The organism is Burkholderia sp. AW49-1 (assembly GCF_053427845.1).
The window spans coordinates 56,265-71,946 of sequence record NZ_JBSAXF010000006.1; the positions used below are offsets into that span (position 1 = coordinate 56,265).

The following is a 15,682-nucleotide window of genomic DNA, read 5'->3' on the forward strand; positions in this document are numbered from 1 at the left end:
TGACCGCTTTCGCGAGAACCGCCGTCAACTGAACCGACGCGCAAGCAAACACGTCGCACCGGATCAAGCACGCGGTCGGTCCGCTACGTGATCGTGCAAGGCGCGATGCATTTCAATCTGGTCGAGATGATCCAGAACCCACGTTGCGAGTTGCATCAGCGGCAAGGATAACGACCCGCCGAGTTCGGTCAGCGCGTACTCGACTTGCGGCGGGACAGTCGGATAGACGGTTCGCGTCACCATTCCGTCGCGTTCCAACGCCTTCAACGTGCGGGTCAGCATCTGCTGGGAAATTCCACCGATCAAGCGTTTCAGCTCGTTAAAGCGCCGTGGCTGCTGCGCCAGCATTGTGATGGTGAGAATGGTCCACTTGTCACCCATTCGGGCAAGGATCTGGTTGACCTTCTGGCAGGACGGGTTCGCGCCAGGTTCGCTCGGAGCGGTAGCAGGCATACGCATGTGACTAGGCCTCGAAGCTATGCGTTCTTGTGAGCAGTCAGTCTATCAAGCATAGTCATTGAAACATACCGCCCCCATGGAGTTCGCAATGACCAGCAAGAAAACCATCGCTCTGTTCGGCGCCGGCACCGGCCTCGGAGCTTCCCTTGCGCACCGGTTCGGAGGCGCAGGGTATCGCGTTGCGCTCGTCGCGCGGCATGCCGCGTCACTAGAGGAGCGAGTAGCCGAACTCGCTGTCGCCGGTATCGAGGCGGTCGCCTTTCCTGCCGATCTCACCGATCTCGAGGGTATTCCCGCGCTCGTCCATTCGATCGAGGATCGGCTCGGCGCCATCGATGTGGCCGTCTTTGCGCCAGCCCCATCCGATGCGAGCTTTGTCCCAGCAGTGGACCTCGATGCGTCGACACTACAGTGCATGGCCAACATTTTCACGTTCGCGCCTGTCGAGGTATCGCATGCGGTGCTTCCGGGCATGCTCGCACGTGGCGATGGCGCGATCGTGATCGTCGGCGGGCTGACGGCCGTGGTGACGAGGCCTGGCATGAGTGGTGTTGGCCCCCTGATGGCGGCCACGCGCAACTATGTGCTTACGCTCAATGCAGAGGTGGCGTCCAGGGGCGTTTATGCGGGGACGGTGAACATCGGTGCGGTCATTGATCGCTCGACGGGCTTGCGTGCCATGACCGCCAGTGGCGCACGGCTCGACCCGAATCTTCCGGTCATCGACCCGGACACAATTGCTGAAGAAATTCAGACCCTCATCGCGAGTCGCGATCGGGTCGAGTCCATTCTTCCGCCCCTGCCCCAGTCGTGATCCGGGACGGCACTATGCTGAGAATCGACCTTTATACGGAAATCACCTGCCCATGGTGTCTCGTTGGCCAGCATCGCCTCGACAAAGTGCTGGCCGAGCGCTTTCCCGAACTCGCCGTGGACATTCACCACCACCCGGTCTTGCTGCTTCCGGACGCGCCCGCGAGCGGACTTTACATTCCAGACCTGCTTCGCATTCGTTACGGCATAACCGACCCGAAGGTGGCATTTGCGCGGCCGGAGGCCGAGGCTCGCGCTTCGGGTCTACCCCTTGACCTTGGTCGCCAGCCTATGGCTTATCCCACGCAAGCAGCCCACGCGCTCATTCTGGCCGCACGCGAACGCAGTACACAGCACCGGCTCGCCGTAGCGATCACGAACGCCTATTTTCTTGACGCGAAGAATATCGGAAGCGCTGACGTGCTGGCAGACATCGCCTCCGGACATGGATTCGAGTACGCCGAAGCCCGCGCCATTGCACATGACCCGGCCGAGTACAGGCGCGTCGAGCAGGAGGCGGCAAACTCCGCCGTCGAAGGGGTGCGCTCGGTTCCTCACTTCATATTCGGGGGACGCATCGCGATCAACGGCGGCCGTAGCGAAGACGAAATCGCATGGTCGCTGCAGGAAGCCGCGAGATTCATCGCTTCAAACTGCGTAGAACAAGGATAACTGTTCTGGCGGGGTGCAACGCATGAGTGATGTGACCCAGTAAACGGTCGGCAACTGACTCGATTCGAATGGTGGTCAATGGCGGAACCCAGCCGGTTGCCGTCCCGGCGACCCGCGACGGGCTCAAGCCGACCCGAAGCGGCCCTTCAGATTCATCCAAAGCGGCCAATCGTTGTGACCTGCGGCGGGATTTTGTAGCCACGCTCGATGAGTATCTTGGCCTCGGCGCGACTGCGGAATCACTCCCGATTAAATCGCTTCTCGCGCAGCGTGCCGTTGGAACCTTCAACCGGGTCGTTCTGCCAAGGGCGGCAAGAACGGACACAGCGTGTACGATCTGGTCTTCAAGAAAACCATTCAAGGAGAGTGGAATGAATCCGGAACAGGCACGAGCCGAAGAAACCCAGGCGATGGAGCGCATGGTGGCCGCCACGCTGCGCGTGCAGAGTACGTTCGCCTCGATGCAGAAGCAATTTCCGCCGCAAGGCAGCGGCGAGCCTTCGCCGTTCGCGCTGCAAACCTTTGATGCCGCCCTGCAGGAACTTGAAGACGCACAGGCCGCGTTCGATGCGCTGCTGAACGATCTGATCGACGGTAACCGCTAAAGGCTACGCCCTTATCTGCGCCGATTGTCGACGATCTAAAAAGCTGTGTCGAACGGCCGTTTGTGGCCGGCAAGCGACCGCTCGCCGGCAGCGATGCCATCAAACCTCGGTCTGCTCCGCTATCTCAAGGGCATCGTCGACCTCAATGCCGAGATAGCGAACCGTGCTTTCCAGCTTGGTATGTCCGAGCAGCAACTGCACCGCCCGAAGGTTCTTCGTCCGCCGGTAGATCAGCGAAGCTTTTGTGCGGCGCATCGAGTGGGTACCATACGCTGTATCGTCAAGTCCAATCGCCGCAATTCAGCGATGCACCAGCCTGGCATATTGGCGCGTCGACAGATGCGGTGACGTATGCAACCGGCTCGAGAACAGAAAATCCTCCGCCTTCAGTCTCCGCGCTTCGATCCAGGCTTCGAGGCTCTCACGAGTCTGTTCCGTGATCTCGAATTGCACGGGCCGCTGGGTCTTCTGCTGCATGATCGTCGCCCTAGACGCCACGTGGCTTCCGTGGCGGACATCCTGAACCTGCAACCGCGTAAGATCGCACGCTCGGAGCTTGCTATCAATTGCGAGATTGAACATCGCGAGATCACGAAGGTTCGACGTCATCTGAAGTCTCGTCCGAATCGCCCAGATTTCTCGGAGCTTGAACGGCGGCTTCTGCCCGGTGAGCTTGCTCTTGTTCCATGGCACACGGTGGCCAACGAAGACATTCTCGGCTTCCATGACAATCTCCTTTCAGCAAAGGGAGATTGAGTGTGCACTTCTACCGGCGGGCGCTATCCGACCCATTTCAGCCCCTCGCCCCGGCGAAACCTCAACGGCAACTTCCAAGGTACTCCGGCCTCTCGCTCAACCAAGCAAAATAGCTGCGGCGGCTTCGCACTGTTGTTGTCATTCGAGGCCTATCGTCCTGCATTGGACGAGTGACGACGCGTTTAACACCGCCGACACGATGCTTTATTCGTCGCCTTCCCCGTCGCGCCTAGGTCGATCCATGTCTCTAAAGCGCGGTGAAATCCCGGGCGCCCCGCGAGGGATGAACGGCGGCCACACGCTCGGCGAGCTTTGCATCGTAACTCGAGTGCACATGCACACGCTTCTTGTCGGGAAACGCATAGACGTATGCTTTGCGCAGCGCGAGCGATGCCTCATGAAACCCGGACAGGATCAACTTCTGCTTGTTCGGGTAGCTGGCGATGTCGCCTGCCGCGAAGATGCCTGGCCGTGAGCTTTCGTAGTACGACGTATCAACGACGATCCGTCCGGCCTGTACGGCGATCCCCCAGTTCGCGATCGGACCGAGATCCGCGACAAGTCCGTAGAGCACGAGCAATTGATCTGCGTCGAGGCACACCGAGCCACCAATCTTGCGAATCTCGATCGACTCGAGTGTCCCCCCTGGCGCATTCAGCCCAGCAATCGTGCCAACCACGAAATCCATCTCGCCCGCCGCGACCGCCTGCTGTAACCGGGCGATGCTCGAGTCCGTCGCGCTGAAGCCGTTCCGTCGATGAACGAGCGTGACGCGCCGCGCGACCGAGCGCAGCGCCAGCGCCCAGTCGAGCGCCGAGTCGCCACCGCCCGCGACCACGACGGCTTTTCCGGCAAAGCCGTTCACGTCGGAAACGCTGTAATGGATGTACCGGCCTTCAAGGAACGCCGCCTCAGCGAGCGCCAACCGTTGCGGCACAAACGCTCCGTTGCCTGCAGCAATCAAGATCGCCGCGGTGTCAAACGCATCCCCTTTGTCGGTGCGAGCAAGCCATCGACCGCCCTCGAGCGGATCCAGCGTCTCAATACGCTGACCGAGATGCATCGGAGGATCGAAGGGCCGGCATTGCTCGACGAGGCGATCGACAAGATCGCGTGCAGTGCACGATGGTATGCCGGGAATATCGTAGATCGGCTTGTCCGGATATAGTGCGATGCACTGGCCACCGGGACGCTCGATCCCGTCAACGATCCGGCACGTGAGGCCGATCACGCCTGCCTCGAACGCGGCGAAAAGGCCCACGGGACCTGCACCGACAATCAGCACGTCGGTTCTTAAAGGACTCGCAAGCGAGGAATTTTCCGGTGATGTCACGTGTCCTCCTCGTGAATGTCATGCGGGACGGCACTGCCGGCTCCAAGCCATCATCGCAAGTATCCATTTATATCATGACGTGATATATAGAAGTATGTCGACGTGGAGCAAACCCCTCCGATTTCCTCTCGATACAGCGAGAGCGAATGATCTATGACGCGATGTGACTGCCGCAGCACCTCCGGCGAAATAGATCCGACCCGTTTTCCACATTGCGCCCAATTTTTCGCAGAACGGCCATGGTTGCTAGTGTTGGGGGCGCCCGACCACGACGAACAATGAATGGGGCGCGCGGGTGACCGGATGCTCCGTCTGGAATGCCGCAGGTCTTCAATCGACAGGAACGAAGTGATGGGGAGATAGCGCGCGCGCGCCGGATACGCGTTCCGTTCCACAAAGGAGGAACATCGTGAGTGAAACAAGGACGTTTGAAATATTCCGCTACGATCCAGACCGGGATCCCAAGCCGTACATGCAAACGTACGAGATCGAGGTGCCCTCTACTGACAAGATGTTGCTGGATGTCCTTGTCCGGCTCAAGGCACGGGACGAGACGCTCAGCTTTCGGCGTTCGTGCCGTGAAGGCGTGTGCGGCTCGGATGCAATGAACATTAACCGCAAGAACGGGCTCGCCTGCATCGCCAATCTCAACGACCTTCCCCGTCACACGGTCCTGCGTCCGCTGCCCGGGTTGCCGGTCGTTCGCGACCTGATCGTGGACATGACCGCGTTCTTCAAGCAATACCACTCGATCAAGCCCTACCTGATCAACGACACGCCCCCGCCGGAGCGGGAAAGGCGCCAGACGCACGAGGAACGCGATCAGTTGGACGGTCTGTACGAGTGCATCTTGTGCGCGTGCTGTTCCAGCGCATGTCCCTCGTACTGGTGGAATCCCGATAAATATGTCGGTCCTGCCGGGCTCCTGCAGGCCTATCGCTTTCTGGTCGATTCCCGCGACGAGGGTACGGGTGAGCGGCTGGACCATCTTGACGATCCGTATCGCCTCTTCCGGTGTCGGACGATACTGAACTGTACGGACGTCTGCCCCAAAGGACTGAATCCGGCCAAGGCAATCGGGGAGATTCGCACCATGCTCGCGCGCCGGATGATCTGAGTGACGCAACCTGACACTGGAATACAGTTATGGCACTGCCACGGGCGACACCGGGGGAATTGATCGACGTTCGACCGCATTCCATCACGCTGTTGCGTTGACCGGTTGAATCTGCAGCCAGACTCGGCAAGCCACGGTCCCTGCGGCCCGTGACCGGCTCAACCCGACCCGGAGCGGACTATGGTGGCGGCCCGGCGGCGAGATCGGTTCCTGGATGCATATGGTCGTTCGCAATCCGTCGCAAGCCAATCGAGCGACAGCTTTGGCGTGCGGCCCGATCATCAAATCGCAGCACTTTCGACATCCCGCCAGCGACGTCGCACAATTTTGAATTGACGTGCGCCTGCCCCAGGGATTCGTTCTTCAAAGGCTACGCGAACTTACTTGGTTTTCGGAGTTCCTAGCTCGGTCGCAATCTGTTCGAACAGTTTCGATGTCCAGTCCGGTGGAAAGTTGAGTGGCGCGAGGATCGGTTTGCTCACAATCGCCACGTCCGTGTTCGACTCGTTCAGCGGCCGCAACCATATCGCGATGCGTTCGCCCCAGCTTAACAAGGAAATACCGTGGGAGACAACGATGCGTCCGGCCGCCGGATCACTTTCCACGAGTTCAAGTTCTTTTACCTTCACGGCAGCAAGCGTGGCAGCGTACACGGAGTTGTAGGGCGCCGTGTAGACCCGATGCACACCTTTTTCCTGTGACGCCTTGACCGATTCGGTGGACGCGCAGCCGCTTAGCATCACAGCGACGATAATTGGGATCAGCCAGACTCGCATTGCAATCTCCGTCAGTTACCCCTTCTCATACTGCTTCCGCGGGCGGCCGGTCATGCGACCAGAGCGAATCACCCGTACCGGGCATTTGCCGTCAAAACCCTTGCAGACGCAACGCGCGGCTGATCATTGGATGAGTAGCCACTCGTTACACCGTTCCCGTGAACCGCGCCGGGAGTCGAGGAGGCTGGTTGGTTCAAATTCATGCATACGCATCAGCCTCCGCTTTAGCGTCAGATCAGCCGAACGACCGTGTCGTGCATGGAACCTTCCGCCCAGATGTCCTGGTACTTGTCGAGTAGCGCGGCGTAGTCGCGATCTCCCATCAACTTTTCGTTGACCTGCTGCATCTTGTCGAGGCTCTCCGAATCGAAATGCCAGTGAATATTGGAGCAACCGAATTGTTCGGCGCCGAAGCTCATGTCGAGCGCGTAGCTCTTGTTGAGGTGGGCGGTGACTTCTGATGCGAAAGCCAATGCCGACGGTAGCGCCGCAGCGTTCTTGACCGTTGCCGTGCGGATGAATCTGTACATATTCGCTCTCCCAAAACGTTCATCAACCTGACGCGACGCAACTGATGCGGCGCGGCTGCGGCAGCGCATCATCGGGATGTCGCGCACACCGCCTCGTCCATGCTAGGAGGCTGTCTTTCCAAGCCCTTGAGATAGCTCAACGTTGGCGTTCCATTCGATCTTTCCGGGGACTCTGCAGAGCTCGTCTGTCCGACGGCTCCGGGCGCTAGTACGGTACGGTGAAGTCAGGTTGATGCTGGTGATGAGAAATCGTTGTCGCCGCACCGGCGAGCGCAGCCGTCGCATAGACCTCGCGGTCCAAAATGGCCGGCAGGCGCGAAAGCACGACGTCGCACATGACACCGCCGCCGACCGCAGTCACGATGCCGAGCAAAATGGCAAGTTCCGCATTGTGTCCGAAACTCAGCGCCTTTTGCACACCCGTAACGGCAAACAGGCGGAGGCCAATCGCATCGAAGAAGAGAACGGGCTACCGTAGACGGCATACCGGCGCAAACGCGAAAATCGCGACCGCGGTCGCGAGCACGGAAGCCGCCAGATATCTCCAGTTTGAAAGCCCCGCCGGCGGGATCGCGCCAATGCAGACGTCACGCACAATTCCGCCGCCTCATGCCACCATGAACGCGATGGACAAGATGCCGAAGAGGTCCAGCCGCTTTTGGCGAGCGGCAACAGCGCCGCTCATGGCGAATACGAAAGTCCCGACCAGATCGAGGGCGAAGTAGGCCGCGTGCGAATTCACGCCGATGTATCTCGCTTGTCGAGCCACGCCCCGGCCGCGCATAGCATCGCTTCCAGCCCCGTACGCAGCGTCGGGGCGAGTACCGGCGCGAACTTCGGCGAATGGTTGCTGGGAATCTCGTTTAGTTTTTTCTCTGCCAACGCCTTTCCAAACGTGTCCGGATCGGTTCCGCCGATGAACCAGAACACATATGGCACGCCCCATTCGCGTCCGAATACGCTGAAGTCCTCGCTCGCCGCTGCCGGGGGCGTTTCGTAGGCGCGCTCTCCAAAGTGCGCTTCGAAAGCCGCCCACACACGCTCGCTTGTCGGCGCGTCGTTGATGGTCAGCGGATAGCTCGAGAGCGTCGTGAATTCCGGCTCGCGTGGCGCATTGGAAGCCATGCATTCCGCGCAACAGATGCGACGAATCGCACGCAGCATGTATTCGCGCACGTCCTCGTCGAATGTGCGCATGTTGAGCTTGAGCGTCGCGTCGTCGGGGATAATGTTCTCTTTCGTTCCCGCCTGCAGCGCACCAATCGTCAGCACCGCACTATCGCGCGGGGAGATTTCGCGCGATACGATCGTCTGCAGACGGAGCGTCGTAGAAGCCGCCATGATGACCGGGTCGATCGAGGTTTGTGGCTGCGATCCGTGCGAACCGCGTCCAAACAGCCTCACCTTCAAACTGTCGCCCGCCGAAAGAATCGTGCCGCTTCGATAGCCGACCGTGCCCGCCGCGCCAACCATGACGTGCTGGCCAAGGATCACGTCCGGCTTCGGGAAGCGTTCGGCCATGCCGTCGTCAATCATGCTGCGGGCGCCGCGCGCCACTTCCTCGCCCGGCTGAAAGACCGCCATCAGCGTTCCGCGCCAGGCGTCCCGGTGCGCAGCCATCAGGTGCGCCACACCCATCAGCCAGGTCACGTGCATGTCGTGGCCGCACGAGTGCGCGATGCCCACTTCGAGGCCATCCTCGTCCTTCGCCCTCGCCGTGCTGGCATACGGCAATCCGGTCGCTTCTGCCATCGGAAGCGCATCCATGTCCGCGCGCAACATTACAGTCGGACCGTCGCCGTTGCGTAACACCGCCACGACGCCGGTCACACCGACAGCCCGCGTAACGTCATAGCCGACATTCTCGAGATAATCGGCTGCAATACGTGCGGTACGCACTTCCTGCATCGACAGCTCGGGATGCTCGTGCAGGTCCTTGTAGATCGCTTCGAGCTCAGGCAGGAGGCTTTCGATGGCGTCCTTGGTCGCTTCCACCAATGCAGGCATGGTCGATCCTTTCAAATGGTTCGTTGCGGTGGCCGATGTCGCATCGCACGCGTCGGCCGTCGTTGAAGCGTGGCAGCGCTTGCGCCCGATCGGGCGACGCGACGGCAGGAGCGCGGTACGCAATCCACCGACTAGTCCGATGCATGGGACAGTGGGAAACACGGAACATCCGGGCGAGCCCGCTCTACTCTGGCACTTCGTATTACGTTTCCGTCAAGTCGCCCACTGTCCGAAGCGGGACAGGACTAGAAGAGAACCATAGTCTCGATAGCGGCAATCCGGAAGTTCCTGTCGATTCATAAGACAAAGCGGTCGCCCGCACGTCCGGCTCGGCGAGACGGCGTATGAGTCCTTCTGGCCGAACGCCGGAGTTCCCCCCGGAATTCCACGAAGAACCAAATATTTCGGCTTCGGCTCGTAGATGCCGAATCTGCCGCGTCTTGCTCCTCAACCACAAACTGCCGAACGGCAGCCGGCTCAAGAACCTGCCAGAACTGGCGTCACGTCGGCGAACACATGGGCACATCCGGCTTCCGGCCCGGACCGGTCATGCTCGCGACGGTCACCCCAGCTCGAAAGACGTCACTCCGAACACGCGGTCGATCGCAATCGCGGGCGCTTCCTTCGTATACATCCGCGCGGTCTCGAACACGCTCGACATGCCGTGACGTTCCGCCAGCGCGACGGCCGCGGGGTTCGTTTCCGGCACGTCGAGCACGATCACCTCGCCGGGCACGCGCGACGCCAGCGCACGAAACAGCCCCGTCGCGACGTCGGCGTCATCGGCAAAGAGCGGGCCGATCTTGCAGCCCGCATGGCAGCGACGCACGACACCGTAACCGACAACACGGCCCGCGTCGATCGTTGCGAGCGCAACCGTATCCGGCTGCGCGATCCAGACGGAGATGAAACGCTCGCGCGCCGCCGGGAAACACTGACGATCGTAGGCGATCAACTGCTCGAACGGCACATCGGCCGCTGCCGCCACATGCGTGCACCCGATGCCGCCCACGCGCCCCCGATAGCGGATGTTGCGATACGCGAGCCGAAACCCCGACTTCCTGTAATTCGCCTGCTGCGCAACGACACCGTCCAGGCCGATGTTTCGTTCTCCAAGGTAACGCATGCCGTGCTGCCAGATGCGCATGCCGAAACCCTTGCCGCGAAACGCCGGTTTCACGATGTAGAGACCGATGAAGCCGAAGTGTTCGTCATAAGCAACCGCCGAAAGGCAAGCGACCGGCTCGCCGCGCCAGATGCCGACGAAGAAACCGGCCGGGTCCACTTCCCTGAAACAATGCGCGTCGTGCCGGCCGGGATTCCACCCTTCCGCGGCCGCCCATTCGACCGACATGGCCACTTCACCGGCCGACATGGTGCGCACGCTAAAGTCTTCGCTTCGATCCATGGTTCGTCCTTGCCGCGGCGCTCGAGATGGCCGCCTCGCGTTGCGGTGAAATCATCGGGAAGATGCTGTCGATCGGGCCATCATAATCCCGGGACGGCTATCGGCGTGAACGGTCATTCCGTGCCCTCACAGGGCGACGACCGGCTTACTCGCTTCCCGCCGGCCCCTGCTGCTTCTGCAATCTCGCCGGCAAGCGCCAGTTCCCGCTACGCCGCAACCCGTCGACGAACTTGGCGCGCTCGTCCGGCGTCAGCGTCGCCGCGAAATCGACGACACTGCGCTCGACTTGCCCTCGCAACGCGCTATCGGCCGCACGCGTCCGTTCGAGCGCCGCATCGATCTCCGGCCGATCAAGCTGCGGTGCGGCCAGCAGATCGAGCACCGTGATCCGCCCGTCACGCCCTTCCCGCGCGAAATCCCGAGCGTCCTTGCGTGCCGCCTTCAGCGCCGCCGCGAACGCCCGCTGACGCGCATCGGACAATCCGTCCGCGGCGAACCGCAACGCCGTGCGCTGTCCGGGCATCCCCGTTCCATGCAGTTCACGATGCGTCGAGAACCACTGATACGCGCCGCCGCCAATCGCGCCGAGCATGAACACGTTCAGCACGACCGACCCGACGAGCACGAATTTCCAGCTGCGTTCGCTCATTCGTCGCCTCCGTCGATGCCCGGGCCGCCGAACGTCGTCGTCAGGTAGCCCGGTTCGTGTTGCGCGATCGGCGCGCTGCCGAGCATCAGCATCGACACGGCCACCGCGCCCGCCAGCGCGCCGGCCAGCCCGACACCCGCGAACGCCGCGCCCGACCACCACACCCGGCCCCGGCCCCGGCGCCGCGCACGTTGCGGCGCCGGCGCCGACGCGACGATGCGTTCGACTAGCGCCGGCGTCGGTGGGGCTACCGTGTCCTGCATGAGCCAGGCATCGAGCTCGGCGGCATCGTCGAGCGCCTCCAGCGCGTCGCGCGGATGCGCTTGCGCCCACGCTTCGGCCGCCGCGCGTTCGTCTTGCGGCCAGCGCCGCGCATCCGAGCCGTACGCGGCGACGATGGTACGGAATCGTTCGGGTGTCATCGCTTGTCCTCGCTAGGTGGGTCGCCGGCCAGTTGCGCGCGCAGGTTGCGCCTTGCGCGCGCGAGCAGGCTTTCCAGCGCATCGACGGTGATGCCCATCAGGCTGGCCGCTTCAACGTTCGACATGTCCTGATAGTACTGGAGCACGAGCGCTTCGCGCTGCCTCGGCGGCAACGCGGCTAGCGCCTCGCGCACGCGCGCGTCGCGCGAGCGCAACTCCGCGTGCGCGGCCGGCTCGGGTTGCGGGTCGGGCACGTCGGGCACCGCGTCGACCGGCTCCTCGCGCCGTCCGCGCAAACGGTCGTAGCACAGGTTCAGCACGACGCGATGCAGCCACGTGTCGAAGCGCGCTTCGCCATCCCGCCAGCGAGGGGCATGATTCCAGATCCGCAGGAAGGTTTCCTGCGCAACGTCTTCGGCTTCGGTCCGGTCGCCGAGCATGCGCGTCGCGAGCGCGAGCAAGCGCGGCAGCTTGCGTGCGACGAGCACACGCACGGCCGACGCGTCGCGCTTGCCAACCCGAGCGACGAGTTCCGCATCCGGATCGGCGTCGCTCAACGCAGGCCGCTCCGCGATGCGCTGTGCGAATGCCGCATGCTGCCTGCGGTCGCGCCCGTTGTCCGGCTCAAGCTCATCGTCGTGCTCTCCTTGCATGCATCGGTACGGCGCATCGGCGACACATGGTGCGCCGCGCCCGGGATCGGCCCGGGCGATTTCATCGAGATCCGGTTCGAACGGCATATCAATTCTGTCGATCGCCCGCCGGCCGGCGCGATCAATATACGACGACCGGCGCGGGCCGGTAATACACCGGGCGCGCCGGCACCACGACGCAGCCGGCCAGCACGACGGCCGCGGCTGTCAGGACAAGTATGGTTCGAAAAGGCATGGCTCAGCCGATGAGGTTGTGTGGAAATCCCGCCGCATGGGCCGGCGCGCCGCGCGGCGCCTTGCGCGTCACGCCCAGTGGCCCGGCACCCAGCGCCAGTTGGGGCCGCGCGCGGCCCAGTGTCCGGGCACCCAGTGATAGCCGGCACGTACCACTTGCCAGTGGCCCGGAATCCATACGTAGCGGCCCTGCCGCCAGTGCCAGTGGCCCTGATCCCAGACGTAGCCCGCGCGCGGCGCCGGCATCACTTCGACACGCGGCGGCGGCGGTGCGACCGGTGCGACGATGACTGCCTGCGCGAATGCGGCGGACGTCGCCAGCGCGGCCACGCATCCCGCGGCAAACCGTAATGAAATGGAAAGTTTCATGCAAGACTCCGAAGCATCGTTTCCCGGCCGAAGGTGGCCGTTCGTTCGTTAAACGACGCATGCGAAAAAAATCCGTCGCGACACTCGCAAATAAATTTCTGCCGCGCCGGCAACGCCGCGCGTGCCTTCGACGCATCGGGCCCACGCATCGATTACCGTCTGTCACAACCCGGCAAAACTGCCCTTCGACAATGCGTGTCACCGGGATCCCGCTCGTTTCCGGCCCACGCCCCCGACGCGCTCGCGCACGGCCGGGCAGCTCCGCATCTCGCGAGTCATTCAACGAAAATACGATCATGTCGAACCAGGAAAACCTCCCCGCCGAGTCGAACGAGCCGGCCGCTTCCGTATCGCGTCGCGGCTTCCTGAAACTGGCCGGCGTTTCCGGCCTCGCCACCGCCGCGGGCGGGCTCGCGGCCGCCCGCGCCGCCGCGTCGAACCCGGACGGCACGCCCGAGCAGGTGCACCTGACGTGGGGCAGCGACCCGACATCGGAAGTCGCGATCTCGTGGGCGTCGCTCGCACCGGCCGTCAATCCGCGCGCGCGGATCGTCGCCGACGGCGAACCGGCACGCACCGTGCACGGCGTGCAGCGCCTTTACACCGACGGCCTGAACGGCGAAACCGTGTTCACGTACCACGCACGCGTGCACGGCCTGAAGCCGAACACGCGCTACCGCTATGAACTGACGGCCGACAACGACAGCAACGCCGCACAGCCGTTTGCCGCGACCTTCACGACCGCGCCGCGCGGGCGCGCGCCGTTCCGCTTCACGAGCTACGGCGACCTCGCGACGCCGAACGGCGCATGGGTGCTGTCGTCGCCGCAAAGCCGCTTCGCGGTGCAGGCCGTCGAGCAGTTCCAGCCGCTGTTCCACCTGCTGAACGGCGACCTCTGCTACGCGAACCTGAACCCCGCGCATCAGCCGGAGGTGTGGCGCGACTTCGGCAACAACAACCAGACGTCGGCCGCGAACCGCCCGTGGATGCCATGCCCCGGCAATCACGAAATCGAATTCAACAATGGCCCGCAGGGGCTCGACTCGTATCTCGCGCGCTACACGCTCCCGGAGAACGGCACGCGCTTTCCGGGCCGCTGGTACAGCTTCCGCGTGAGCTCGGTGCTGTTCATCTCGCTCGACGCCGACGACGTCGTCTACCAGGATGCGGCCGCATTCGTCGGCGGCCCGAATCCGCTCGTGCCGGCCGCGAGCACCGGCCGCGCGCCGATCGAACCGGGCACGTCGTTCTACGTACGCGGCTACAGCAACGGCGAGCAGACGCGCTGGCTCGAGCACACGTTGCGTCACGCGTCGCACGATGACGACATCGACTGGATCGTCGTGCAGATGCACCAGGACGCGCTGAGCTCGTCGAAGACGGGCAACGGCTCGGACAAGGGCATTCGCGAGGCATGGCTGCCGCTGTTCGACCGCTATGGCGTCGACCTCGTGCTGTGCGGTCACGATCACGACTACGAGCGCAGCTACCCGGTGCGCGGCTGCAATCACCGCGCGGGCGTCGATGCCTCGACCGGCGAAGTCGTCGAGACGCTGCAGCCGCGTCCGGTCGGATCGACCGATCCGAACGGCACGACGTTCGACACGAGCCACGGCACGATCCACCTGATTCTCGGCGGCGGCGGCACCAGTGCGCCGCTCGACGTGTACGGCGAAAATCCGGCGACCGGCTTTGCACAGGCCAAGGTCTTCACGAAGCCGAACCGGCCGGTGCCGGGCACCGCGCCGAACACGTTCGTGCGCAAGCCGGCCGACGCGCTCGAGGATGCGATCTGGTCCGCACGCCGCGATACGGGCACGGGCTACGGGATCGCCGTGTTCGACCACGATCCGGGCCAGCCGGGCGGCCACACGACGATCACGATGCGCTATTACCACGCGCCGGGCGCGGATCAGCATCCGACCGCGCAGTACGAGCTGTTCGAGACGATCGAGCTGAGCAAGAAGCGCCGCGAGCGCTGATGCGGCGGCCGCCCGCGGCGCGCGATCGCGCGGCGGGCGGTCGAGGTTCGGGTCGGCTCCTGCAGGACATCGCGCGCAACGCGCGCCGCCCGCTTACCGGTATGGCGAATGGGCGACGGTCTGCTTCACGCGGATCGGCTGTATCCGTTCGCCATCCGAACGTTGCATGCGCATCGGTATGTCGACTTCCTCTGCAAGCCGTTCAACCGGCTAGCCGCGCGATTCCAGCGCGATACGCACGGCCAGTCCGGCCAGCACGGTCCCCATCAACCAGCGCTGCACGCGCGCCCAGACCGGCCGACCGGCAAGAAACGCAGCGATCGCACCAGCCATGCTCGCGATCAGCGCGTTGACGCTGACGCTGACCGCGATCTGCACGCAGCCCAGTGCCAGCGATTGCGCGAGCACGCTGCCATGCCCCGGTGAAATGAACTGCGGCAGCAGCGACAGATACATCACCGCGATCTTCGGGTTCGCGAGGTTGGTGACGAAGCCCATCGTGAAGAGCCGCGCGCCGCTGTCGTGCGGCAATTGCCGGACCTGAAACGCCGAGCGCCCGCCCGGCTTGAGCGCCTGCCACGCGAGATACGACAGGTACAGCGCACCGGAGAAACGCAGCGCGTCATACGCGTACGGCACGGTCAGCACCAGCGCGGTGATGCCGAATGCCGCGCAGAACATGTAGAACACGAACCCCAGCGAGACGCCGCCGAGCGACACCAGCCCCGCGCGGCGGCCCTGGCAGATCGAGCGCGAGATCAGGTAGATCATGTTGGGGCCGGGCGTCAGGACCATGCCGAGCGACACGAGTCCGAAAGCGATCAGGGTGGGCAAGGCCGGCACGGCGGTCTCCTTCGAGGCGATGAAGTCAGGGCGGGTGACCCACAATGTATTGCA

General features: G+C 63.2%; 16 protein-coding genes and 2 pseudogenes. 5 read left to right on the forward strand and 13 right to left on the reverse strand.

The window, feature by feature from the left end:
• Positions 1–63 precede the first annotated feature (63 nt).
• Complete coding sequence (locus ACV22W_RS11970; RefSeq protein ID WP_448019377.1) at positions 64–459, reverse strand: winged helix-turn-helix transcriptional regulator; 396 nt, start codon at positions 457–459, stop codon at positions 64–66.
• Positions 460–547: 88 nt separating this feature from the next.
• Here ACV22W_RS11970 and ACV22W_RS11975 point away from each other — a divergent pair, with 88 nt between their 5' ends.
• The 3 genes from ACV22W_RS11975 to ACV22W_RS11985 all read left to right on the forward strand — a co-directional run bounded on the left by ACV22W_RS11975 (position 548) and on the right by ACV22W_RS11985 (position 2,549).
• The gene (locus ACV22W_RS11975; RefSeq protein WP_448019379.1) at positions 548–1,273 is read left to right on the forward strand and encodes an SDR family NAD(P)-dependent oxidoreductase; all 726 of its coding nucleotides are present in this window, start codon (positions 548–550) and stop codon (positions 1,271–1,273) included.
• Positions 1,274–1,287: 14 nt separating this feature from the next.
• Positions 1,288–1,944, forward strand: a complete 657-nt coding sequence (locus ACV22W_RS11980; protein WP_448019380.1) for a DsbA family oxidoreductase — start codon at positions 1,288–1,290, stop codon at positions 1,942–1,944.
• A gap of 371 nt (positions 1,945–2,315) precedes the next feature.
• Entirely contained in the window at positions 2,316–2,549 is a 234-nt protein-coding gene (locus tag ACV22W_RS11985) for a hypothetical protein (RefSeq protein ID WP_011549124.1), read from the forward strand.
• Positions 2,550–2,648: 99 nt separating this feature from the next.
• Here ACV22W_RS11985 and ACV22W_RS11990 read toward each other — a convergent pair.
• Together ACV22W_RS11990 and ACV22W_RS11995 are read right to left on the reverse strand one after the other, a co-directional pair.
• Positions 2,649–3,275 (reverse strand): annotated as a pseudogene (locus tag ACV22W_RS11990) (tyrosine-type recombinase/integrase).
• Between the two features lie 277 nt (positions 3,276–3,552).
• Positions 3,553–4,638 carry an NAD(P)/FAD-dependent oxidoreductase gene (locus tag ACV22W_RS11995; RefSeq protein WP_448019382.1) on the reverse strand — a complete coding sequence of 362 codons (1,086 nt, stop codon included), beginning with the start codon at positions 4,636–4,638 and terminating at the stop codon, positions 3,553–3,555.
• Positions 4,639–5,047: 409 nt separating this feature from the next.
• On the opposite strand from ACV22W_RS11995, the gene ACV22W_RS12000 reads away from it, so the two are divergent.
• Positions 5,048–5,755, forward strand: a complete 708-nt coding sequence (locus tag ACV22W_RS12000) for a succinate dehydrogenase iron-sulfur subunit (protein ID WP_448019384.1) — start codon at positions 5,048–5,050, stop codon at positions 5,753–5,755.
• Positions 5,756–6,135: 380 nt separating this feature from the next.
• Here ACV22W_RS12000 and ACV22W_RS12005 read toward each other — a convergent pair whose 3' ends face one another.
• The 9 genes and pseudogenes from ACV22W_RS12005 to ACV22W_RS12045 all read right to left on the reverse strand — a co-directional run bounded on the left by ACV22W_RS12005 (position 6,136) and on the right by ACV22W_RS12045 (position 12,803).
• On the reverse strand, positions 6,136–6,531 hold the full coding sequence (locus ACV22W_RS12005) for a hypothetical protein (RefSeq protein ID WP_448019385.1): 396 nt from the start codon (positions 6,529–6,531) through the stop codon (positions 6,136–6,138).
• 230 nt (positions 6,532–6,761) lie between these two features.
• A complete protein-coding gene (locus ACV22W_RS12010; RefSeq protein WP_240327526.1) occupies positions 6,762–7,148 on the reverse strand; it encodes a hypothetical protein in 387 nt (128 codons plus the stop codon).
• A gap of 160 nt (positions 7,149–7,308) precedes the next feature.
• A pseudogene (locus ACV22W_RS12015) lies at positions 7,309–7,803 on the reverse strand (trimeric intracellular cation channel family protein); the annotation flags it as partial.
• Complete coding sequence (locus ACV22W_RS12020; RefSeq protein ID WP_448019387.1) at positions 7,800–9,068, reverse strand: M20 family metallopeptidase; 1,269 nt, start codon at positions 9,066–9,068, stop codon at positions 7,800–7,802. The gene ACV22W_RS12020 and the pseudogene ACV22W_RS12015, both read right to left, overlap by 4 nt.
• A 562-nt stretch (positions 9,069–9,630) precedes the next feature.
• On the reverse strand, positions 9,631–10,476 hold the full coding sequence (locus ACV22W_RS12025; RefSeq protein WP_448019388.1) for a GNAT family N-acetyltransferase: 846 nt from the start codon (positions 10,474–10,476) through the stop codon (positions 9,631–9,633).
• A gap of 145 nt (positions 10,477–10,621) precedes the next feature.
• Entirely contained in the window at positions 10,622–11,125 is a 504-nt protein-coding gene (locus ACV22W_RS12030) for a periplasmic heavy metal sensor (protein ID WP_448019389.1), read from the reverse strand.
• Entirely contained in the window at positions 11,122–11,547 is a 426-nt protein-coding gene (locus ACV22W_RS12035; protein ID WP_448019390.1) for a hypothetical protein, read from the reverse strand. Before ACV22W_RS12035 ends, ACV22W_RS12030 begins: the two co-directional genes overlap by 4 nt.
• On the reverse strand, positions 11,544–12,287 hold the full coding sequence (locus ACV22W_RS12040) for an RNA polymerase sigma factor (protein WP_448019392.1): 744 nt from the start codon (positions 12,285–12,287) through the stop codon (positions 11,544–11,546). Before ACV22W_RS12040 ends, ACV22W_RS12035 begins: the two co-directional genes overlap by 4 nt.
• A gap of 216 nt (positions 12,288–12,503) precedes the next feature.
• Complete coding sequence (locus ACV22W_RS12045; RefSeq protein ID WP_124660376.1) at positions 12,504–12,803, reverse strand: YXWGXW repeat-containing protein; 300 nt, start codon at positions 12,801–12,803, stop codon at positions 12,504–12,506.
• A 296-nt stretch (positions 12,804–13,099) separates the two neighbouring features.
• Here ACV22W_RS12045 and ACV22W_RS12050 point away from each other — a divergent pair, with 296 nt between their 5' ends.
• On the forward strand, positions 13,100–14,785 hold the full coding sequence (locus ACV22W_RS12050; RefSeq protein ID WP_448019393.1) for a purple acid phosphatase family protein: 1,686 nt from the start codon (positions 13,100–13,102) through the stop codon (positions 14,783–14,785).
• Between the two features lie 210 nt (positions 14,786–14,995).
• Here the strand turns inward: ACV22W_RS12050 and ACV22W_RS12055 are convergent, their stop codons facing one another.
• Positions 14,996–15,628, reverse strand: a complete 633-nt coding sequence (locus tag ACV22W_RS12055) for a LysE family translocator (protein WP_448019395.1) — start codon at positions 15,626–15,628, stop codon at positions 14,996–14,998.
• Between the last annotated feature and the right edge of the window lie 54 nt (positions 15,629–15,682).